Source organism: Pseudalgibacter alginicilyticus, assembly GCF_001310225.1.
In the GTDB taxonomy this organism is placed as follows: domain Bacteria; phylum Bacteroidota; class Bacteroidia; order Flavobacteriales; family Flavobacteriaceae; genus Pseudalgibacter; species Pseudalgibacter alginicilyticus.
Map to the genome: position 1 here is coordinate 2,969,872 of NZ_CP012898.1, position 19,854 is coordinate 2,989,725.

21 protein-coding genes are annotated in these 19,854 nt (G+C 31.2%); 13 read left to right on the forward strand and 8 right to left on the reverse strand.

Features of this window, described 5'->3' with window-relative positions; genetic code table 11:
• Positions 1-100 precede the first annotated feature (100 nt).
• From APS56_RS12260 to APS56_RS12290, 7 genes are all read left to right on the forward strand, one after another.
• On the forward strand, positions 101-355 hold the full coding sequence (locus APS56_RS12260; protein ID WP_054728603.1) for a SemiSWEET family sugar transporter: 255 nt from the start codon (positions 101-103) through the stop codon (positions 353-355).
• Between the two features lie 195 nt (positions 356-550).
• On the forward strand, positions 551-1,642 hold the full coding sequence (gene ald / locus APS56_RS12265) for an alanine dehydrogenase (RefSeq protein ID WP_054728607.1): 1,092 nt from the start codon (positions 551-553) through the stop codon (positions 1,640-1,642).
• A 100-nt stretch (positions 1,643-1,742) separates the two neighbouring features.
• Complete coding sequence (locus tag APS56_RS12270) at positions 1,743-2,444, forward strand: zinc metallopeptidase (RefSeq protein WP_054728610.1); 702 nt, start codon at positions 1,743-1,745, stop codon at positions 2,442-2,444.
• 269 nt (positions 2,445-2,713) lie between these two features.
• Positions 2,714-4,483, forward strand: a complete 1,770-nt coding sequence (locus APS56_RS12275; protein ID WP_054728612.1) for a MutS-related protein — start codon at positions 2,714-2,716, stop codon at positions 4,481-4,483.
• Positions 4,484-4,580: 97 nt separating this feature from the next.
• Positions 4,581-5,105 (forward strand): hypothetical protein, encoded by a 525-nt coding sequence (locus APS56_RS12280; RefSeq protein WP_054728614.1) that lies wholly within the window; start codon positions 4,581-4,583, stop codon positions 5,103-5,105.
• Positions 5,106-5,111: 6 nt separating this feature from the next.
• Positions 5,112-5,579, forward strand: a complete 468-nt coding sequence (locus APS56_RS12285) for a hypothetical protein (protein WP_157757666.1) — start codon at positions 5,112-5,114, stop codon at positions 5,577-5,579.
• Positions 5,580-5,597: 18 nt separating this feature from the next.
• Positions 5,598-6,377: an amidohydrolase gene (locus APS56_RS12290; RefSeq protein WP_054728621.1), complete on the forward strand. Its 780-nt coding sequence runs from the start codon at positions 5,598-5,600 to the stop codon at positions 6,375-6,377.
• Here the strand turns inward: APS56_RS12290 and APS56_RS12295 are convergent.
• Together APS56_RS12295 and APS56_RS12300 are read right to left on the reverse strand one after the other, a co-directional pair.
• Positions 6,364-7,977: an Ig-like domain-containing domain gene (locus tag APS56_RS12295; protein WP_054728625.1), complete on the reverse strand. Its 1,614-nt coding sequence runs from the start codon at positions 7,975-7,977 to the stop codon at positions 6,364-6,366. The genes APS56_RS12290 and APS56_RS12295 overlap by 14 nt on opposite strands.
• Positions 7,978-8,032: 55 nt before the next feature.
• Positions 8,033-8,713, reverse strand: coding sequence for a ComF family protein (locus APS56_RS12300; protein ID WP_054728627.1), 681 nt, complete (start codon positions 8,711-8,713; stop codon positions 8,033-8,035).
• A 113-nt stretch (positions 8,714-8,826) separates the two neighbouring features.
• Here APS56_RS12300 and APS56_RS12305 point away from each other — a divergent pair, with 113 nt between their 5' ends.
• Positions 8,827-10,368: a glycine--tRNA ligase gene (locus tag APS56_RS12305; protein WP_054728631.1), complete on the forward strand. Its 1,542-nt coding sequence runs from the start codon at positions 8,827-8,829 to the stop codon at positions 10,366-10,368.
• A 76-nt stretch (positions 10,369-10,444) separates the two neighbouring features.
• On the opposite strand, the gene APS56_RS12310 is transcribed toward APS56_RS12305, so the two are convergent.
• Entirely contained in the window at positions 10,445-10,915 is a 471-nt protein-coding gene (locus APS56_RS12310; protein WP_054728634.1) for an Lrp/AsnC family transcriptional regulator, read from the reverse strand.
• A gap of 133 nt (positions 10,916-11,048) precedes the next feature.
• On the opposite strand from APS56_RS12310, the gene APS56_RS12315 reads away from it, so the two are divergent.
• Positions 11,049-11,432 (forward strand): DUF423 domain-containing protein, encoded by a 384-nt coding sequence (locus tag APS56_RS12315; protein WP_054728639.1) that lies wholly within the window; start codon positions 11,049-11,051, stop codon positions 11,430-11,432.
• A 78-nt stretch (positions 11,433-11,510) separates the two neighbouring features.
• Here APS56_RS12315 and APS56_RS12320 read toward each other — a convergent pair whose 3' ends face one another.
• Both APS56_RS12320 and APS56_RS12325 read right to left on the reverse strand, forming a co-directional pair.
• On the reverse strand, positions 11,511-12,257 hold the full coding sequence (locus APS56_RS12320) for a uroporphyrinogen-III synthase (protein WP_054728641.1): 747 nt from the start codon (positions 12,255-12,257) through the stop codon (positions 11,511-11,513).
• A gap of 8 nt (positions 12,258-12,265) precedes the next feature.
• Positions 12,266-12,910: a DUF4271 domain-containing protein gene (locus APS56_RS12325; RefSeq protein WP_054728644.1), complete on the reverse strand. Its 645-nt coding sequence runs from the start codon at positions 12,908-12,910 to the stop codon at positions 12,266-12,268.
• A gap of 188 nt (positions 12,911-13,098) precedes the next feature.
• Between APS56_RS12325 and APS56_RS12330 the strand changes: the two genes are divergently transcribed.
• From APS56_RS12330 to APS56_RS12340, 3 genes are read left to right on the forward strand one after another with little or no spacing between them, the layout of a single operon-like run.
• Complete coding sequence (locus APS56_RS12330; RefSeq protein ID WP_054728646.1) at positions 13,099-13,821, forward strand: polyprenol monophosphomannose synthase; 723 nt, start codon at positions 13,099-13,101, stop codon at positions 13,819-13,821.
• A 6-nt stretch (positions 13,822-13,827) separates the two neighbouring features.
• Positions 13,828-15,174 (forward strand): dihydroorotase, encoded by a 1,347-nt coding sequence (locus APS56_RS12335; protein ID WP_054728649.1) that lies wholly within the window; start codon positions 13,828-13,830, stop codon positions 15,172-15,174.
• Positions 15,174-15,710 carry a DUF4296 domain-containing protein gene (locus APS56_RS12340; RefSeq protein WP_054728652.1) on the forward strand — a complete coding sequence of 179 codons (537 nt, stop codon included), beginning with the start codon at positions 15,174-15,176 and terminating at the stop codon, positions 15,708-15,710. Before APS56_RS12335 ends, APS56_RS12340 begins: the two co-directional genes overlap by 1 nt.
• Here APS56_RS12340 and APS56_RS12345 read toward each other — a convergent pair.
• Complete coding sequence (locus tag APS56_RS12345) at positions 15,670-16,680, reverse strand: NAD-dependent epimerase/dehydratase family protein (protein WP_054728656.1); 1,011 nt, start codon at positions 16,678-16,680, stop codon at positions 15,670-15,672. The two genes, APS56_RS12340 and APS56_RS12345, sit on opposite strands and share 41 nt — an antisense overlap.
• Before the next feature lie 159 nt (positions 16,681-16,839).
• Between APS56_RS12345 and tyrS the strand changes: the two genes are divergently transcribed.
• Positions 16,840-18,135, forward strand: coding sequence for a tyrosine--tRNA ligase (tyrS, locus tag APS56_RS12350; protein ID WP_054728658.1), 1,296 nt, complete (start codon positions 16,840-16,842; stop codon positions 18,133-18,135).
• Positions 18,136-18,258: 123 nt separating this feature from the next.
• Here tyrS and APS56_RS12355 read toward each other — a convergent pair whose 3' ends face one another.
• The gene (locus APS56_RS12355; RefSeq protein WP_054728662.1) at positions 18,259-18,705 is read right to left on the reverse strand and encodes a YHS domain-containing (seleno)protein; all 447 of its coding nucleotides are present in this window, start codon (positions 18,703-18,705) and stop codon (positions 18,259-18,261) included.
• Positions 18,706-18,771: 66 nt separating this feature from the next.
• A complete protein-coding gene (locus tag APS56_RS12360; protein WP_054728667.1) occupies positions 18,772-19,752 on the reverse strand; it encodes a LuxE/PaaK family acyltransferase in 981 nt (326 codons plus the stop codon).
• Positions 19,753-19,854 lie beyond the last annotated feature (102 nt).

The following is a 19,854-nucleotide window of genomic DNA, read 5'->3' on the forward strand; positions in this document are numbered from 1 at the left end:
CAGTTCCTGAATGTAAAAATTAGGACTTTCATGTGTGTAAAGCCTTATTTTATTGCATAATAGAGTTTGAAAATTTCCCTTAATTATTATTGATTACAATATGAATTACACTGAAATAATAGGTTTTGTAGCAGCTTTTTTAACAACAGCAGCCTTTCTTCCACAAGTGTATAAAACTTGGAAAACTAAAGATGTTTCTAGTTTATCAATGCCCATGCTTTTAATGTTTTTTATAGGTGTTTTTTCTTGGTTGATTTATGGGGTTTTAATCAGTAGTCCTTCCATGATTTTTGCCAATGCTATAACTATTATTTCTGCTTTTTTATTAGTATATTTTAAAATTAAATATAAATAAATTAAGAGTTTTTTTTATTTTTTTATTAATTGTTAAAAACCATATCTCATAAATTAGGTTTAATAAGGTAATTGTGTTAAAATTAGTAAATGTTGATATTTTTTAAATAAAATTCATTCAAAACAATCTTTTGGTTATAATACTAAAAATATATGTTTTATTTTAGTGTCATATTTACCTTTAAAAAAATTGTTTATGAAAATTGGAGTTCCTATTGAAATTAAAAACAACGAAAACAGAGTGGGTATGACGCCTTCAGGGGTGTTTGAATTAACAAAAAGAAATCATACCGTTTATGTTCAAAAAAATGCAGGCTTTAACAGTGGTTTTTTTGATGAAAACTATGTGAGCGCAGGAGCAACAATTCTTGATACTATTGAGGAGGTTTATGAGGCTGCAGAAATGATTGTAAAAGTTAAAGAGCCTATTGAGCCCGAATACAAGTTAATTAAGCCAAATCAGGTGGTGTTCACTTATTTTCATTTTGCATCTAGTGAGGTATTAACCAAGGCCATGATTGCAAGTCAGTCTGTTTGTATTGCCTATGAAACGGTTGAAGATGCTGATGGTTCGTTGCCCTTATTAATTCCAATGTCTGAAGTTGCAGGTAGAATGTCTATTCAACAAGGGGCAAAATATCTTGAAAAACCTATTATGGGTCGTGGTATTCTATTAGGTGGTATACCTGGCGTGCCTCCCGCAAAAGTACTGATTTTAGGAGCTGGCGTTGTAGGTTTACAAGCAGCACGTATGGCTTCAGGATTAGGTGCCAGTGTTTATATATTAGATATTAATATGAAAGCGCTGCGCCATGTGAGTGATGTTATGCCAAATAACGTGGTTAGTGAGTTTTCAAGTGAATATAACATTAGAAAGCATATAAAAGATGCCGATTTAATTATAGGAGGCGTATTGATAAAAGGGGCTAAAGCTCCTAAATTAATAACAAAGGATATGCTTAAAGATATGCGCCCAGGAACGGTTATGGTTGATGTTGCTGTAGATCAGGGCGGTTGTTTTGAAACGACTAAACCTACAACACATCAAGACCCAACATATATTATTGATGAGGTTGTGCACTATAGTGTTGCAAATATGCCTGGTGCAGTCCCCTATACTTCTACCATGGGATTAACCAATGTCACACTGCCTTATGTTATTAAATTAGCAAATCAAGGTTGGGAAAAAGCATGCGAAAATGATGACTCATTGGCTAAAGGTTTGAATATTGTTAAAGGCGAAGTGGTATATAAAGAAATTGTTGAGGCGTTTGATTTTGTGGTATAAATGTAATTTAGAGTTGGGATACTGACAAAATTTCTTAACTAATTTTTGGCTTATTTTTTGCTGTAATTGAATTAGATTTGTAAAAAATAAAAAAAATAACATGTTAGGATATTATATAATAATTGGAGCCATAGCTCTAGTAAGTTGGTTGGTTAGTAATCAATTAAAGCGGAAGTTTGAAAAGTATTCAAAAGTACATTTACGCAATGGCATGAGTGGTGCTGAAATTGCTCAAAAAATGTTAGCAGATCATGGTATTAGAGATGTTGAGGTTATTTCTACACCAGGTAGATTAACAGACCATTACAACCCTAAAAATAAAACAGTGAATTTAAGTGAAGCTGTTTATAATCAACGAAATGCAGCAGCTGCGGCAGTTGCAGCGCATGAATGTGGTCATGCGGTACAACATGCCCAAGCTTATGAATGGTTAAAAATGCGTTCTGCTTTAGTGCCTGTAGTAAGTGTTACTTCTGGTATGTCGCAATGGATTGTTTTTGGTGGTTTGGCGCTTATGGCAGCAGAAAATTTGGTTGGAGGCATGGGCTTTTATGTAGCAGTAGCTGGTTTGATTATGATGGCTTTTGCAACCTTGTTTAGTGTAGTTACTTTACCCGTGGAATATGATGCAAGTAACAGGGCTTTGGCTTGGCTAAAGAGTAAAAATATAGTGTCGCCAGAAGAATATAAAGGTTCGGAAGATGCACTTAAATGGGCAGCAAGAACTTATTTAGTGGCTGCAATTGGTGCCATTGCATCTTTACTGTATTGGGCACTTCAAGTTTTTGGAAGCAGAGATTAATAAAAATATCTATAGACTTTTACCCGAAGTTTCAGCTGATTATATTATTTCTTTTGCAGGTTAAGTCTTTTAACAACGCTCAAAATAGAGGCAAAGTAAAAAGCGTGAATTTAAAATTATAAATTATCAAAAGCTCTGAACTATTTCGGGGCTTTTTTTGTTTCTTTACTTCCTTAGTGACTCTGATTGTTTTACATTGTTCTAAGTCACTTTTTAGTGCTTGCCTAATATTGCTTAAGCATCACGGTATTATAATTAAAAAAATTAAAATGGATTATTTAAAATATTATAACCAACACGCAGAAAAACATCAAATTGAGGCGCAAAAACTTTATAAAAAAATGGCGGTTTTAAGTACATTAAGATTAGCTGTGTTTTTATCAGTGGTTTTTGGTGTTTATTTAACATTTGAACAATGGCAAGTAGCCGTTTTTATAGTTGTTGTTGGCATCGTGATTTTTGCCTTGCTTTTGTCTAAATATACGGATATAAAAGCTTCAAGAGCTTTTAAAAAGGCGCTTGTTGAAATCAATAATAAAGAAATAAAAATAGCGTCGGGTGATTTTCATGATAGAAATCAAGGTTTAGAATTTCAAAACCCTAATCATCATTATAGTTTAGATATCGATTTATTTGGACGCGGTTCTTTTTTCCAGTTCATCAATAGAACCACCATTAATGAAGGGACTCAAAAACTGGCTAATGCTTTAAAGTCAAATGATGTTAATGATATAATATTAAGGCAAGAAGTTATTAAAGAACTGAGCGATAAAATAAAATGGCGTCAAGATTACACAGCTACCTCAAGTTTAGTAACAGTTGAAACACCTGCTAAGCAAATTATAAATTGGTTACAAAACCATAAGCCTTTTTTGCCAAAAATTATGACATGGCTCCCGTTGGTTTTTAGTGTTTTTTCGTTATTAATTTTTGTGTTAACTATTTTTAATATCGTGACACATAAAGCATTTATAGGGTATTGGCTGTTTTTAGGTTTAGGGATTTCAGGAATATATCTTAAAAAGATAAACATTTTAGCCTCCAATACAGATAAAGTAAGAGATACTTTTAGGCAGTATGCATTGTTGTTAGATTTGATTGAAAATGAAACTTTTTCATCAGAATTATTACAAGAGAAACAGCGTCACATTCAATCTGGAGACAAAAAGGCTTCTGAGGTTTTTAAGGCGTTTTCAAAATCTTTGGACGGATTAGATAATCGTAATAATTTTATTTCAGCCATTTTTGGGAACGGTCTTTTTTTAATTGATTTAAGACATAGTTTTCATATTGAAAAATGGATTGAAGACTATGGAAATAAAGTATCTGACTGGTTTGAAGTGGTGTCTTTTTTTGATGCTTATAATTCATTAGGTAACTATGTTTACAATCATCCAGAATTTGTATTTCCAGAAATAAAAGAAACGGGTTCAGTTATTAACGCCAAAAGTTTAGGGCATCCTTTATTAAATAAAGCAAAACGTGTGGATAGTGATGTTATTATTAATAACGAGCAGTTTTTTATTGTTACAGGTGCAAATATGGCAGGGAAAAGTACTTTTTTAAGAACCATTTCATTGCATATTGTTATGGCAAATGTGGGGCTTCCTGTTTGTGCTAAAATGAGTACCTATTCCCCTGTAAAATTAATTACCAGTATGCGTACCACAGACTCTTTAACAGAAGATAGTTCTTATTTCTTTTCCGAATTAACACGGTTAAAATACATTGTTGATGCCATTCAAAAAGAACCTTATTTCATTATTTTGGATGAAATATTAAAAGGAACTAATAGTACAGATAAAGCCATAGGCTCTCGTAAGTTTGTTGAAAAATTAGTGGCTTCAAATGCTACCGGTATCATTGCTACCCACGATTTAAGTTTGTGCGAAATTGAAAAGGAATTAGATGATGTGAAAAACTATTATTTTGATGCCGAAATAGTTAATGATGAGCTCCATTTTGATTACACATTAAAAACAGGTATTTGCCAAAATATGAATGCGTCTTTTCTCCTGAAAAAAATGAATATTGTTTAAATATATTGTCTTTTGTAAAAGTTAAAATTAGTATAAATTCTGTGACTTTATACTTTGCTTAGCGTCTAAAATTATAGAACTTATAATTAAATAAAAGATGAAATTTTCAAAGTTAATTTTACTAATAGTCGCTATAATTCTAATATCATGTGGTAGTAGTGAACGTGTTATTACTAATCACGGAACTGTTTATGAAGTTAAAGGCAAAAAATACTTTAGTAATGGTAATAATGTAACAGAGCAATTAACTGCAAAAGAAAAAGAAAACATCAATAGAACATTAGATACGCGTTTAAAAGCAGAGCGATTAGAGGTAGAAAAACAAGAAGCCCTAAAGTCTGAACAGGCACGTGTTAAAGAAGAAATTGAGAAGGCTGAAGAAAAACAGAAAGCTTTAGAGAAAAAACAAGAACGTTTAAAGGATGCTTTAGAAGCAAAAGAAAAAGCTCGTGAAGATGTTTTAAAAGCTAAAGATAAATTACAGGATAAAAAAGCCAAATATCAAAAGTTAAAAGACGCCGGAAAATTATCCCCACGTGATGAAGAAAAATGGAATGACCGTTTTACTGATTTGGAGAGTGATTTGGAAGATGCCATGCAAAATCTTAATAAATTAAAATAAAATTTTATGAAAAACTTGATAATTCTTTTGCTAATTGTATTTTGTATTCATTTGAATGCACAGGAAGTTAATGTTAATGGTAAAGTTTATACTGTTAAAAAAGAAGCTATTTTTAAGGATGGTGCTGATATTACAGAAACTTTAACTATTGAAGAGAAGGATAACATTAAAGATAAATTAGAAAATAAGATTCGATTAGAAAAGGAAGAAAAAGAGAGAGCTGCACAAAATAAAAAAGCTGAGAAGGAACAAAAAAAGGCAGAAAGCAAACAGAAAGCTACAGAAAAGGCTTTGAATAAGAAAGTAAAAGCACAAGCTAATTTTGAGAAAGCTGATAAAAAGTATGATGATGCGGTAAAAAAATATGAGAAATTAAAAGGGAAAGGCAAACTGTCTCCAAATGATGAAAGTAAATGGCTTAATAAGATTGAAAAATTAAAAAAATCAAGCGATAAAGCGAAGTCAAAGCTTTAAGAGCAAAATATTTAAAACATGCAAAATCAATTAAAAATAGCTTTGATACAATCCGATTTGGTTTGGGAAAATCCTGAGTTAAATCGGAATAGTTTCAGTAAAAAAATAAAGGCTATTACCGTAGATGTTGACCTAATTATTTTGCCAGAAATGTTTACAACTGGTTTTACTATGAATGCTAAAAATGTTGCTGAAACGATGCAGGGTGAAACGGTTTCTTGGATGCAAGATTTAGCAATTAAAAAAAAATCAGCCATTTTAGGAAGTGTTGTAATTACAGAAAATGGTAATTTTTATAATCGTTTGCTTTTTGTAAGTCCAAAAGGAACTATTGAGTATTATGATAAAAAGCACAGTTTTACTTTAGTGGGTGAGGAAAAAATTTATACGGCGGGTACCCAAAAAAATATGATAGCGTATAAAGGTTGGAAAATTAACCCTTTGATTTGTTATGATTTACGTTTTCCTGTTTGGGCAAGAAATACTGAGGATTATGATGTTTTAATTTATGTAGCCAATTGGCCCAAACCAAGGATTTCGGCTTGGGACACGCTTTTAAAAGCTAGAGCTATTGAAAACATGTGTTATTGTATTGGGGTAAATCGAGTAGGCGTAGATGGTGTTAATAGCGTGTATTCAGGACACTCTGCTGTATATGATGTTTTAGGAAATACTATGAGTTCAATAACTCCCAATAAAGAACAAACAGAAATTATAATTTTAGAAAAAAGACATATTGAAGCTTATAGAAATAAGTTTAAGTTTTTAAATGATAAAGACGATTTTATTCTGAACTAAATTGTAAAGTTTGTACCTGACTCCAAAAGGCTCTAATTTCATCTTCAATTTCAAAATGGCTTACTTTTTCTGGCTGTATTTTCTTTAAGTAATTCCCTGTATCGTATTTTTTGTTACCATTAGTATCATGAATGATTCTAATTTGATACTTACTGGGTGTAATGTTTAAAAAGTCCAGAGGTTTGTTGTCTGTAATGTATTTTTCATACTTCACATCTCCAGTATCATTTGTTAGTTGTATGATTAATGGATAGGAAGCATTAGCTAAAATTAAACGTAAATTGCCATAGCTATCCTCTGAAGCTGTTCTTAAAGCATAGTTTAAGGTGTCGTTCTTTTTGCCAAAAAAACCCGTAAAAGCTTCTGGTAATATGCGGATTTTATATTCGTTTGCTGGGGTTTTTGGAAATTTGAATGCCATCGTGTTTTTAATGGTGTCTAAAACTGTTGTAAAGTTTATTTGAGATGAGTCTTTATCAATAATATTTATTTTAGAAGGATCAAAAGTATAAATAGGCGTAGTTCCAGATATTCTAAAGTCTTCTTCGTAACCTATATTCCCAGAAGGTTCTGCTTTTAAGGTTAAGGAGTCTCTGTCCATTTTTCGTACTCTTACCGTATATAAACTGGTATCAACTTTTGGGTGTGTTACTTCAAAAAGCAAAGAATCTAATTCCAATTTAGGTTTATACCAATAGTAAAGTGTATCGGTTTTTACATCTTTAGTAATGGCGTATTCAAAATCTTCAGGTGTTTCGTTAAGAAGTTTTATCTTCATGTCTTTATAATCGCCTTCATAGCCAAATTCAATTTTTTCGCCAGCTACTATTTTGGGTCTTGACGGTTTGAAATCAATGTCTTCAGAAAACAATTTCAAGGTGTATAAAGAGTCTGTTGGAACATCAATAGGGCTTTTGTAAAACCCTATTTTATCAGTTTTTTGTTGAAACTTATAATCACTGTTGTTATCTTTTAAAGCTATAAGCATGTATTTGCCAGCTTTAATGTTTTCAATAGAAAAGGTAGTAACGCTATCCAAAGTGTTGGTGATGTACTTAGGGGTCTTTTTGTAAACAATAGAATCTGAATACGTAGAATCTACTTCGTATAACATGACCGAAACAAAAGTTTCTGCCTTTTTGTTTATTGCATCCACAATATTACCTTTTACGGTAAGCGAATCTATATAATCACCCGTAGAAAATACATATCTAAAGTACGGAAACACGTTACCTTCGTTATTGTCAACAATACTGTTCCCAAAATTAAAAGCGTATGTAGTATTAGGTTGTAGAGTATCGTAAATTTTTATTTTTATATATTCGCTTGCGCCCCCAAGAGGTGTAATTTCTGGTTGCGTTTTCATGGGAGGTGATATAATAAGTTGCTTGGTCAGATTTTTTATATTGATATATTCATCAAAATATATTCTGATTTCTTGAGCATTAAAATTGGTTGAATAATTTTCAGGAATGGATTTAGTAATCTTAGGTGGTGTTTCGTCTTTTGGGCCACCTTGAGGCGTACCTCGATTGGCACAGTTTATAAAAACCAAGCAAATACATGCTATAAAAATAAAATTTGAAAGGAGCTTATTCATTACCAATTTAAAAATTTGCACAAACCTACACAAAATTAGAGATATAACGAAAGACTTATGTGGCTATTGCCATAGATGCCACACTTATTTTAACTGAAGGTACTTGGTTTAAAACAGTAATGCAAGCTTCTATAGTGGCACCGGTAGTAATCATGTCATCAACTAACAATATGTGTTTGTTTTCTATTGATTTTGCATTTTTTAGGATAAATAATTCGTCAGTATCATTCCATCTAAATAAACGCGATTTTAATGTTTGCGATTCTGTATTGCTGCCCTTCAAAAGCACATTATCTGCATAAGTAATGTTTAAAGAATTTGCAATCTGTTGTCCAAATTTAGCAACTTGATTATAACCTCGTTTTTTTAATTTCTTTTCATGAAGTGGTACGGGAATAACCATATCTACTTTTTTGTAAGTGTTCAGAGTGCTTAATTCACCTCCAAGCCAATCACCTAAAAATAAACCAATAGCTTCTTTGTCTTTATATTTTAGTTGATGGATAAGATGTTGAACAATTCCTTTTTTTTCAAAGCGGAATAGAGCCGTGGCATTTTCAATTTTAACACGTCCGTAAAATATTTTTAAAACTGTATCATCGTTATTAAAATGAAAATTGGTTACAGGTAGGCTGTGTCTGCAAGGAATACATAAGTCATTTTCATTATCATTTAAATGCTTGCTACAGGCGTAACATACTTTTGGAAAAAATAAATTTAACAGAGTGTTGAACATAAATGATATAGAAAATTCTTGATATGTAAACTTACTTAAAAAATAAATACATATTTGACTTAATTTTTGAGTAAGAATTCTATTTGTTTGAAGCGGTTTTATATTTTTGCAGCATGGCAAATCAAGATGATCAATTTAAGAAAGTAATCTCTCATGCAAAGGAGTATGGTTACGTGTTTCAGAGTAGCGAAATCTACGATGGATTAAGTGCAGTTTATGACTATGCGCAAAATGGAGCTGAGTTAAAAAAGAATATTCGTGACTATTGGTGGAGAGCTATGGTTCAGATGAATGATAATATTGTGGGCATTGATTCTGCTATTTTCATGCATCCAACTACATGGAAAGCTTCTGGACATGTGGATGCTTTTAATGATCCATTAATAGATAATAAAGATTCTAAAAAGCGATACAGAGCAGATGTTTTAATTGAGGACTATTGTGCCAAAATTGAAGCTAAAATAGATAAAGAAGTTGCTAAAGCTGAAAAACGTTTTGGTGATGCATTTAATAAAGCAGAATTTGTTTCTACAAACGCTCGTGTTGTAGGGTATCAAGAAAAAATTGATGCCACACTTTCTCGTATGGCTAAGTCTTTGGAAAATGAAGATTTAGCTGATGTAAAAGCTCTTATAGAAGAATTAGAAATAGCTGATCCTTTAACGGGGAGTAAAAATTGGACCGATGTCAAGCAGTTTAATTTAATGTTTGGTACCAAATTAGGAGCTTCGGCTGAAAGTGCAATGGATTTATATTTGCGTCCTGAAACAGCTCAAGGGATTTTTGTGAATTTCTTGAACGTTCAAAAATCAGGACGTATGAAAATTCCTTTTGGAATTGCTCAAACAGGTAAAGCTTTTAGAAATGAAATTGTTGCAAGGCAGTTTATTTTTAGAATGCGTGAATTTGAACAAATGGAAATGCAATTTTTTATTAAACCAGGTACGCAAAAAGAATGGTTTGAACATTGGAAAGAAACCAGAATGAAATGGCACTTGTCATTAGGTATGGGTGAAGATTGTTACCGTTTTCACGATCACGAAAAATTAGCTCACTATGCTGATGCAGCAACCGATATAGAGTTTAAATTTCCATTTGGATTTAAAGAATTGGAAGGTATTCATTCTCGAACTGATTTTGATTTAAGTCAACATGAAAAATTTTCTGGTAAAAAATTACAATATTTTGATACTGAAGAAAATAAAAACTATGTGCCGTATGTTCTTGAAACGTCTATTGGCTTAGATAGAATGTTTTTAGCGGTGTTTTCAAATTCTTTAGTTGAAGAGGCATTAGAAAACGGAACTACGCGTACCGTTTTAAGATTGCCAGCGGTTTTAGCGCCTATAAAAGCAGCCATTTTACCACTGGTTAAAAAAGATGGATTGCCAGAAATTGCACGAAAAATTGTAGAAGAGTTGAAGTGGGATTTTAATGTGGATTATGATGAAAAGGATGCTGTTGGACGTCGTTATAGAAGACAGGATGCCAACGGAACACCTTTTTGTATTACCGTAGACCACGATACTAAAGAGGATGATACTGTTACCATTCGTCATAGAGATTCTATGGAGCAACAGCGTGTTAAAATAGAAGATTTACGAGATATCATTAAACAAGAAGTAGATGTGCGCTCTTGGTTGATGAAAATGTAAAATTCTTGTGAAAGTAGGAATATCGTTTAAATGTTTATAAGTAAAAACCCTAAATGCCATATTTGGGGTTTTCTTTTTAAATCTTTATCTGTCTTTCAATCTGCTGTTCTAAAGAAATAAGTGATTCGGTTCTTAAAATACCTGCAATAGTTTGTATGTTGTTATTTAGTAAATACATTAAATGGGTATTGTCTTTACAAAACAGTTTAATAAATATGTTGTAAGCACCTGTTGTATAGTGACACTCTGTTACTTCAGGGATTTTCTTTAAAGCTCTAATAATATCTTTTAAGTTAGCGCCTTTGTCAAGATAAATACCAACAAAAGCCAATGTAGAGTAGCCTAATATTTTTGGATTGATTATAAATTTTGAGCCAGTAATTAGTTTTGATTTTTCAAGTTTTTTAAGTCGTTGATGAATAGCTGCTCCGGAAATACCAACATGTCTAGCAATTTCAAGAATAGGCGTTCTGGCATCTGTCATTAAAGCACGAATAATTTTTTTGTCAATGCCATCAATAGTTAAGTTGTTGTCTTTTTGCTTCATATCACTTTCAATTTAAAACATAAAAATAGTAAATGCATTATCAATCGAAACATTGAAATAATATTAGTTTCTATTATTGAAATTTGTTACCTATTTTCGTTTAGCGATACAATTTATTTAAAAATTTATAAAAATGACTAATAAAACATTATTGATAACGGCTTCTTTTTTAGGCTTAATAAGTATTATTTTGGGAGCTTTTGGTGCTCATGGATTAAAGTCCTTAATTTCTATTGAATCTATACAGACTTTTGAAATAGGTGTAAAATATCAAATGTACCACGCGTTATTATTATTGTTTGTTGGCGGCACTCCTTTGATTCCGTTTAAAGCGAAAAAAATAATATTTTATTTTATAGTTCTTGGAGTGCTATTCTTTTCCGGGTCTATTTACGGACTTGCAACGAATGATTTATCTGGATTTGATTTTAAAAGTATAGCCTTTATAACACCAATTGGAGGTTTATTACTTATTTTGGCGTGGTTAACTATAGCTATTAGTTTTATAAAAAAATAATAAAAAATGATTTGGTTTTAATTAAAACAAAAAGCTCGATTATAATAAATCGAGCTTTTTGTTTGTATTTAAGTTGGTTTATTTCTTGTTTGCCTGTTCTATGTATTTTTCTAAAGCCATAGTCATAGAAGGCGTTTCTGGTGTTGGTGCAGCAATATCTACCCGCAATCCTTTTTCTTCAACTGCTTTTATAGTGGTATTTCCAAAAACAGCGATACGTGTTTCGTTTTGTTTAAAATCAGGGAAATTTTGAAATAAAGATTCAATTCCAGAAGGACTAAAAAATACTAAAACATCATAAGATACATTTGCTAAATCAGAAAGGTCGCTAACTACTGTTTTGTAAAAAGTAGCCTGTTTCCAATTAACACCTAATGTATTTAATGTGTCAGGAACTTCATCTTTAACTTTATCGGTATTTGGTAATAAGAACTTTTCGTCTTTATACTTTTTAATTAAAGGGGATAGTTCAGAAAAACTCCGTTTTCCCACATAAATCTTTCGTTTTCTGTAAACCACATATTTCTGCAAATAGTAGGCTACAGCTTCAGATTGACAAAAATATTTCATGGCATCAGGTACTTTGAATCGCATTTCTTCAGCGACTCTAAAAAAATGATCTACCGCATTTCTACTAGTTAAAATAATAGCAGTGTATTGGTTTAAATCAACTTTTTGTTGTCTGACTTCTTTAGCCGAAACACCTTCAACATGGATAAATGGTCTGAAATCTATTTTAACTTTTTGCTTCTCTTGTAATTCGAAATACGGGGAGTTTTCAATTTTAGGTTCTGGTTGCGAGACTAAAATGGTTTTCACTTTCATAAGCACAGTTAGGGATTAAAAACCTTATATAAAATGATATAAGGTGAAATTTCAAGTGTGCAAAGATACAAAATAAAATAAAATAAGTTTGATTTTATTAAGTTTTGATGTTCTTTAAATGATGTTATTATACCAATGAGGTTAATAATTAACAAAAATATAACAACAATATAAATATGGGTTAAAGTAGGATGGATGCTGAAAATTAGAAAGGCATTTATAGGAATTAACAAAACACCTATAAAATTTTTATAGGTAATTTTTTGAAAAAGATATTGATCTATCAATTTATCAATTTCGAAAAGACTACCAATAAGTCTTTCAAAAAGTACTTTTATTAGAATAATTACAGCTATTCCAATAATATATTTAAATACGATGTTAATGTTGGGTGTTTCGTAATCAGTAAGTTGCCTGTATATGATGAAACAGAAAGTAGCTATTGAAAGTACTAAGTTAATAAATAATAATGCGTCAAATTTATCTAAGAATTTTTGGTCTCTAACATGGATTTTTAAGTAGTTAGAATTACCTAAAATTGACATAAATTCATCAAATCGTTTGGGGAATAATAATTTGGTAACACCAATAAACACCAAACCAATAACCATTAAAATGGTAAATAATTCATTTGAAGTTACGTGTCTTAGCATGCCATAAAATTATTATAAATATTAATAACCATAGGATAAATATTGACTTATATTTAAAAAAAATAATCTTTTAATAATGTACATTTGCTGAAAATATATGTTTTAAAAGAATTGAAAATACTATAAAAATGATAAAGTCGGTTTTTTTAAAGTATTGTAATATGATAAATTAGGATTAAAATAAACGAATGAAAAATGCTTTAGTCATCATTCCAACATATAATGAAATTGAGAATATTGAAGCTATAATTAGAGCCGTATTTTCTCAATCCAACGATGTACATTTGTTAATAGTGGATGATAATTCTCCTGATTTAACAGCTAAAAAAGTTAAGTCCCTTCAAAATGAGTTTTTAAATAGGCTGTTTATAGAAGTTAGACAAGAAAAAGCAGGTTTGGGTACAGCTTATATACATGGATTTAAATGGGCATTGAATAAAGCATATGAATATATTTTTGAAATGGATGCTGATTTTTCTCATAACCCAGAAGATTTACCAAAGCTTTATAATGCGTGTTCTATTCAAGGTGGTGATTTAGCTATTGGATCGCGTTATGTAACAGGTGTTAATGTGGTTAACTGGCCCATGGGCAGAGTATTAATGTCATACAGTGCATCCAAGTATGTGCGATTAATTACAGGAATGAAAATACATGATACAACTGCTGGATTTGTGTGTTACAAACGGGCCGTATTAGAAGCTTTAGATTTGAATAAAATTAAATTTGTAGGCTATGCCTTTCAAATAGAAATGAAATTTAAAACCTATATCAAGAAGTTTAAAATAATAGAAGTTCCTGTTATTTTTACAGATAGAACACAAGGCGTATCAAAATTGAGTTCTGGAATTATTTCAGAAGCTATTTTTGGAGTTATTTCCATGAAGCTTAATAGTTTATTTAAGAAGTAGAAAATTATGCAATTAAAAACAACACTTATAAAAAATGCCCGTATTGTAAATGAGGGCACTATCTTTAAAGGCGATTTGTTAATAGAAGGTGAATTTATAAAAGAAATAGGCGATTCCATAAGTGCAAAAACGTCTGATGTACATGTTATAGATGCCGAAGGAAAATATATATTGCCTGGAGTTATAGATGACCAAGTGCATTTTAGAGAGCCTGGATTGACACAAAAAGCAAATATTGAAACAGAATCTAAGGCAGCAGTAGCTGGAGGTATTACGTCGTTTATTGAAATGCCTAATACCAATCCACAAACTACAACCATTGAAAAGTTAGAAGAAAAATTTACTATTGCATCTAAAACATCAGCTGCCAACTATTCTTTTATGTTTGGTGGAACTAATGACAATTTAGATGAAATTTTAAAGGTAGATCCAAAAAATGTAGCTGCTTTAAAATTATTTTTAGGATCCTCAACAGGAAATATGTTAGTTGATAACCCTAAGGTATTAGAAGAAATATTTTCTAAAACTAATTTACTGATAGCGGTACATTGTGAAGATGAAGATACCATCAAAAAAAATCTTGAAGCTCATCTTGAAAAATTTGGTGACGATATTCCAATTAGATACCATCCTATCATAAGAAGTGAAGAGGCTTGCTATCTATCGTCTTCAAAAGCTATTGAATTAGCAAAAAAAACAGGCGCTAGGTTGCACGTATTTCACTTGTCTACAGGAAAGGAAACAGGTCTATTCGATAATAAAGTATCGTTAAAAGATAAAAAGATTACAGCAGAAGTTTGTGTACACCATTTATGGTTTTCAGATGAAGATTATGATGAAAAAGGGACACTTATTAAGTGGAATCCAGCAGTAAAAAAAGCTTCAGACAGAGAAAAACTATGGGAAGCCTTGTTAGAGGATAGGATTGATGTTATTGCCACAGATCATGCACCGCATACTATAGAGGAGAAAGATAACGTTTATACTAAAGCGCCTTCAGGAGGGCCTTTAGTGCAACACGCGTTGCCTGCTATGTTAGAGATGTATCATAAAAATAGAATTTCAATAGAAAAAGTAGTTGAAAAAATGTGTCATAATCCAGCAATTCTATTTCAAATAGATAGGCGTGGATATGTTAAGCCGGGGTATTTTGCTGATTTAGTGATGGTAGATTTAAATAATCCGTGGACGGTTAAAAAAGAAAATCTTTTATATAAATGCGGATGGTCTCCTTTTGAAGGAACGACGTTTAAATCAAGAATTACACATACCTTTGTTAACGGAAGTTTGGTATATCATAATTCTAAATTTAATAATTTAAATGCCGCCAAACGATTAACTTTTAATAGATAATGTTGCAACGATTTTTAATATTTTTTTGTGTTACACTTGCATTGAGCGCTTGTTATGGAAATAAAAAACCTAAGAAGCCCGATAACCTTATTTCTGAAAAAGAAATGGTAAATATTTTAATGGATATTAAAATAATGGCATCTGCAACAGGAAAAAATAAAAATATTCTTGATGAAAATGGGATTCACCAAGAAGATTTTATTTATAAAAAGTACAATATTGATAGTTTGCAGTTTGCATTAAGTAATGAATATTATTCATACTATTTGGTTCAATATGAATCAATATACGCAAAGGTTAATGATAGTTTATCTATACTTAAAGAATTGTATTCATTGCAAAACGAGCGTGAGATTGCCGAAAAAAGAATTCAAGATTCATTAGCAAAAATAGCTTCTGATACTATTAATGAAACAATTATTGATACCTTAGTTAATCGAAAAGAACTTTTAATTAACGAAGATTTAAAAACTGTTGTAGAAGAAATAGAAGGGCTTATTGAACCTGTTTCTGAAAATGAGAACCAACCTCAGTGATGGTTTTTGATATTGGTTTAAATTCAAAATTCAAGGTCATTTTTATTTTTTTGTTGCTGTAATTTGAAGTGGTTGTAATAGATTTTGCTAAGTGTTTCGTTAGTAATCTTCGTTTTCCTGTTAATTTATGTTTTAGCCAATCTAATTTCCACGCTAAGTTTAGTAACCAAGGTTTTGCAATTTTAGAAGGTGGTTTTGCTCCAACAGAAGTGGCTAATGATTGTAAAAACTGCTTATAAGGCAAGTTTTCTGCCACTAAAATAAAGGCATCATTTTCAATATTGCTTTTTAAAAGTTGTATCATAGCAGAAGCTACATCTTCAACATCAACGAGGCCAATAGAACCTATACTATAATATTTTAATCCTTTATAGGCCTTTGTAAATAAACTTCCAGTACCTTTTTGCCAAATTCCAGCTCCTAAAATTACACCTGGTTTTACTATTACAACAGGTAGTCCTTCCTGACTGGCGCGCCAAACCTCCATTTCTGCACCGTATTTTGTTATGGCATAAACATTATTGTCTGTTTCGGGATTCCAAGAGCTGTTTTCCGTAGTAGGCATGTTTTTAGGTGGGTCACCTAAAGTGGCAACTGAACTTACATAACACAATTTTTTAACGGAATGAGATAAACAAAGGTTAACAATATTGGAGGTGCCTTCAATATTTGTTTTTCTTAATAGGTTGTATTTGTTGGGTTCAAAAGAGACAAAAGCAGCACAATGATAAACATGTGTAACACCTTTAAAGGCCTCTGCTAAAGAAGGTATGTCAAGAATATCCGCTTCTATCCATTCAATAGCGTTGAAAAGCGGTTCAACGTTTTTTGTATAGGTTGAAAATACATTTTTAACATTGTTTAATTTGTTCTTATTTCTATAAATAGCTTTAACAGACTCATTATTGCTTACAAGTTTGTAAAGCAAATGAGAACCTACTAAGCCTGTGCTTCCTGTTACCAAAATCATGGTACTAAAGTAATGAATAATTAATTTTGTATTAGTTTTTCTTGGTAGTTTTAAATTAATTAATGTGATGTCTTTGAAACTTTAAAACTTTCAATGTTAAATCCTAAGAATTATACATTGATTTTTATCTTTGCAGCAGATTACTGAAAACTTATAATAATGATAAAGAATTTTGTTGAAGAATTAACGTGGAGAGGCATGATACAAGATAGCATGCCTGGAACAGAAGAGCATTTGTTAGAAGCTATGCGTATGGCTTATGTAGGAATAGATCCAACAGCAGATTCCTTACATATTGGGCACTTAGTGGGTGTTATGGGACTTAAACATTTTCAGTTATCTGGGCATAAACCCGTAGCACTTGTTGGTGGTGCAACAGGGATGATAGGTGATCCATCTGGAAAATCAGCTGAACGTAATTTGCTAAATGAAGAAACACTTTTACATAATCAAAATGCTATCAAGGAACAGCTGTCTCGTTTTTTAGATTTTGATAGCGATGCTGAAAATGCAGCTATTATCGTCAATAACTATGATTGGATGAAAGCGTTTTCATTTTTAGAATTTATTAGAGATGTTGGTAAACACATTACTGTAAACTATATGATGGCTAAGGATTCTGTGAAAAAACGTTTATCTTCAGAGTCTTCAGTAGGAATGAGTTTTACAGAGTTTACGTATCAGTTAGTACAAGGGTATGATTTTTTGCATTTATATCGCGATATGCAATGCACCCTTCAAATGGGAGGAAGTGATCAGTGGGGTAATATTACCACTGGAACAGAATTAATTCGTCGTGTAGATTCTGGTAAAGGTTATGCTTTAACATGGCCTTTAATAACAAAAGCCGATGGAACTAAATTTGGTAAAACTGAAGGTGGAAATATTTGGTTGGATGCAGAACGAACTTCACCATATAAATTTTATCAATATTGGTTGAATACCAGTGATCTTGACGCTGAGAAGTATATTAAAATTTTTACGTTTTTAACAAGAGAAGAGATAGAATCTTTAATTGAAGAGCATAAAGAAGCCCCACACTTACGTTTGTTACAAAAACGTTTGGCAGAAGAAATTACCACTTTGGTACATTCTAAAGAAGAATTAAATAATGCTATTAAAGCAAGTGATATTTTATTCGGAAAATCAACAAGTGTAGATTTAAAAGCACTTAACGAAAAAACATTTTTAGATGTCTTTGACGGAGTGCCCTTAACACAAATTGAACAGTCTGACATTGATAAAGGCCTAGATATTATTGCTGCACTGGCAGAAAAAGGTGGGTTTTTAAAATCAAATGGCGAAGCAAGAAGAGCGTTAAAAGAAAACTCAATTTCTGTAAATAAAGAAAAAGTAAAAGAGGGTTATATGATAACCACAGCTGATTTAATTAACAATAAATTTGTGTTGATGCAGCGAGGTAAAAAAAATTATTTTGTGTTAAAAATAGCATAAAAGAAAGCCTGATTTATTTAAATCAGGCTTTCAATAACCAACTAACTGGCTAAAAAATAAACATTATCTTTTTCTTAGCCCTTATTTGGTCGAATATGTTGTTAAAAACTTACAGGTATAAATTTATTTTTTAAGTTTTATAACCTCCCAATTTTTATCTGCTTTTTTTTTCAACGCTTCTGTGTTTTCATTTTTCCACAATTCTAAAGTATTAGTTCCCCAAGCGTTGTAAAATAAATACAATTTTTCATTTCTAATTTCAAAAGTTTTTGGGTTGATGCTCACTTTACTTGATTTGGCTCCAATTGCATATGCGCAATACCCACCATATTGTGGTAAGTATTGTTCAGGATTTTTTTTAAAAGCCGTTAGGTTTTCTTCGGATGAAAATTTAAATTTTACACCATCAAATTCAGCAGTATAAATATTTTTTCCTTCTAAAGGTTTATTCTTGAAGTAAGAAACCACATCATAGCCTTCAATAGCATAACCTTTTTTGGTATTATAATCATTTGTTTGAGCACAAGAAGAGATCATGCCAAGTATAAAAAATAAAAGAATGCTTTTCATTTGCTATGTTTTTGAAATGGTAAATTTTAAAATAAGTCGGCAAAGCATAAAAGGACTTACAATATTTTAAAGTACCATTAAATTACAACCTCGGATATCAGAACTGTCAAAACGACCAATGATTTCAAAAGAATTATCTTGGTATACACGACCTAAATCTTGAGTGGCAATAAAAGAGCAAGAGTTAATATTTGCCAAATCAATAATATTTATTCCTCCGGTTTTTCCTCTGTCTTGGATGGTTAGTGCATCTTCTGTTTCACGAGTTAAAATTCGCATCCAAGGCGGGCAATTAAAAATGCCATGCCCTATAGAGTAGGCTTGACTCAAAAGTTCGGTCATGCCATATTCACTATGAATAGTGTCAACTCCAAAACCTTTTTTTAATGTTTGATGAAGTTCTTCTCTAATCAATTCTTTCCTTTTACCTTTCATGCCACCAGTTTCCATAACAATGGTGTTTTTTAAATTGAATTGATAAGTCTCAATTAAATCTAATAAAGCAAATGAAACACCAATAAGTAGTACATTCTTTTTTTGAGAATTTAATTGAATTAAACGGTCTTTAAGTTCAGATAAATTATTTAAATAAAAACCACTCTCAGGATGGTTAGAATTTTTAATTAGCGCATCCACCATATAAATTAAGGAAGAGCCTTCGCGTTCTAAATATGAAGGGAGAAGTGCTAAAATAATATGGTTTTCAATTTCCCCATAAAAATGTTGAAACCCTTTTGTAAAACTTTGGTTGTAAATATTTAAATCTGTAACAAAATGTTTGCTTGTAATGTTACCTGTTGTGCCAGAACTTGTAAAAATAGCTTCAGTAGTTTTATTGGAACTCGAAATTTCCTTTGTTTTAAAAAATTCAATAGGAAGAAAAGGAATATCTTTTATGCTTTTTACATCACTTGGGTGTGTGTATAGTAAATCGCAAAACGAACGGTATACTTTATTGTTTTTAAATTGGAATTTAAAAACATCTAAAGCCACTTGACTGAATTCTGATTCAGTTTTAATATTGAAAATGTCTTCAGAGTTTATCATAGATTTTATAGGAGCAAAAATAGATAAAATAAAAAGTGATTGTATACTTTTTGGATTGATTCTTTTATGATGAATAATTAGTTATTTTAACAGTAAAATACA

Excerpts from the sequence above, each read along its gene's own strand:
- APS56_RS12270 (WP_054728610.1), top strand. The coding sequence starts at position 1,743 with ATGTTAGGATATTATATAATAATTGGAGCCATAGCTCTAGTAAGTTGG.
- APS56_RS12305 (WP_054728631.1), top strand. The coding sequence starts at position 8,827 with ATGGCAAATCAAGATGATCAATTTAAGAAAGTAATCTCTCATGCAAAG.
- APS56_RS12260 (WP_054728603.1), top strand. The coding sequence starts at position 101 with ATGAATTACACTGAAATAATAGGTTTTGTAGCAGCTTTTTTAACAACA.
- APS56_RS12340 (WP_054728652.1), top strand. The coding sequence starts at position 15,174 with ATGTTGCAACGATTTTTAATATTTTTTTGTGTTACACTTGCATTGAGC.
- APS56_RS12285 (WP_157757666.1), top strand. The coding sequence starts at position 5,112 with ATGAAAAACTTGATAATTCTTTTGCTAATTGTATTTTGTATTCATTTG.
- APS56_RS12320 (WP_054728641.1), bottom strand. The coding sequence starts at position 12,257 with ATGAAAGTGAAAACCATTTTAGTCTCGCAACCAGAACCTAAAATTGAA.
- APS56_RS12360 (WP_054728667.1), bottom strand. The coding sequence starts at position 19,752 with ATGATAAACTCTGAAGACATTTTCAATATTAAAACTGAATCAGAATTC.
- APS56_RS12355 (WP_054728662.1), bottom strand. The coding sequence starts at position 18,705 with ATGAAAAGCATTCTTTTATTTTTTATACTTGGCATGATCTCTTCTTGT.
- APS56_RS12335 (WP_054728649.1), top strand. The coding sequence starts at position 13,828 with ATGCAATTAAAAACAACACTTATAAAAAATGCCCGTATTGTAAATGAG.
- tyrS (WP_054728658.1), top strand. The coding sequence starts at position 16,840 with ATGATAAAGAATTTTGTTGAAGAATTAACGTGGAGAGGCATGATACAA.
- APS56_RS12295 (WP_054728625.1), bottom strand. The coding sequence starts at position 7,977 with ATGAATAAGCTCCTTTCAAATTTTATTTTTATAGCATGTATTTGCTTG.
- APS56_RS12280 (WP_054728614.1), top strand. The coding sequence starts at position 4,581 with ATGAAATTTTCAAAGTTAATTTTACTAATAGTCGCTATAATTCTAATA.
- APS56_RS12345 (WP_054728656.1), bottom strand. The coding sequence starts at position 16,680 with ATGATTTTGGTAACAGGAAGCACAGGCTTAGTAGGTTCTCATTTGCTT.
- APS56_RS12310 (WP_054728634.1), bottom strand. The coding sequence starts at position 10,915 with ATGAAGCAAAAAGACAACAACTTAACTATTGATGGCATTGACAAAAAA.
- APS56_RS12275 (WP_054728612.1), top strand. The coding sequence starts at position 2,714 with ATGGATTATTTAAAATATTATAACCAACACGCAGAAAAACATCAAATT.
- APS56_RS12290 (WP_054728621.1), top strand. The coding sequence starts at position 5,598 with ATGCAAAATCAATTAAAAATAGCTTTGATACAATCCGATTTGGTTTGG.
- APS56_RS12330 (WP_054728646.1), top strand. The coding sequence starts at position 13,099 with ATGAAAAATGCTTTAGTCATCATTCCAACATATAATGAAATTGAGAAT.
- APS56_RS12315 (WP_054728639.1), top strand. The coding sequence starts at position 11,049 with ATGACTAATAAAACATTATTGATAACGGCTTCTTTTTTAGGCTTAATA.
- APS56_RS12325 (WP_054728644.1), bottom strand. The coding sequence starts at position 12,910 with ATGCTAAGACACGTAACTTCAAATGAATTATTTACCATTTTAATGGTT.
- APS56_RS12300 (WP_054728627.1), bottom strand. The coding sequence starts at position 8,713 with ATGTTCAACACTCTGTTAAATTTATTTTTTCCAAAAGTATGTTACGCC.
- ald (WP_054728607.1), top strand. The coding sequence starts at position 551 with ATGAAAATTGGAGTTCCTATTGAAATTAAAAACAACGAAAACAGAGTG.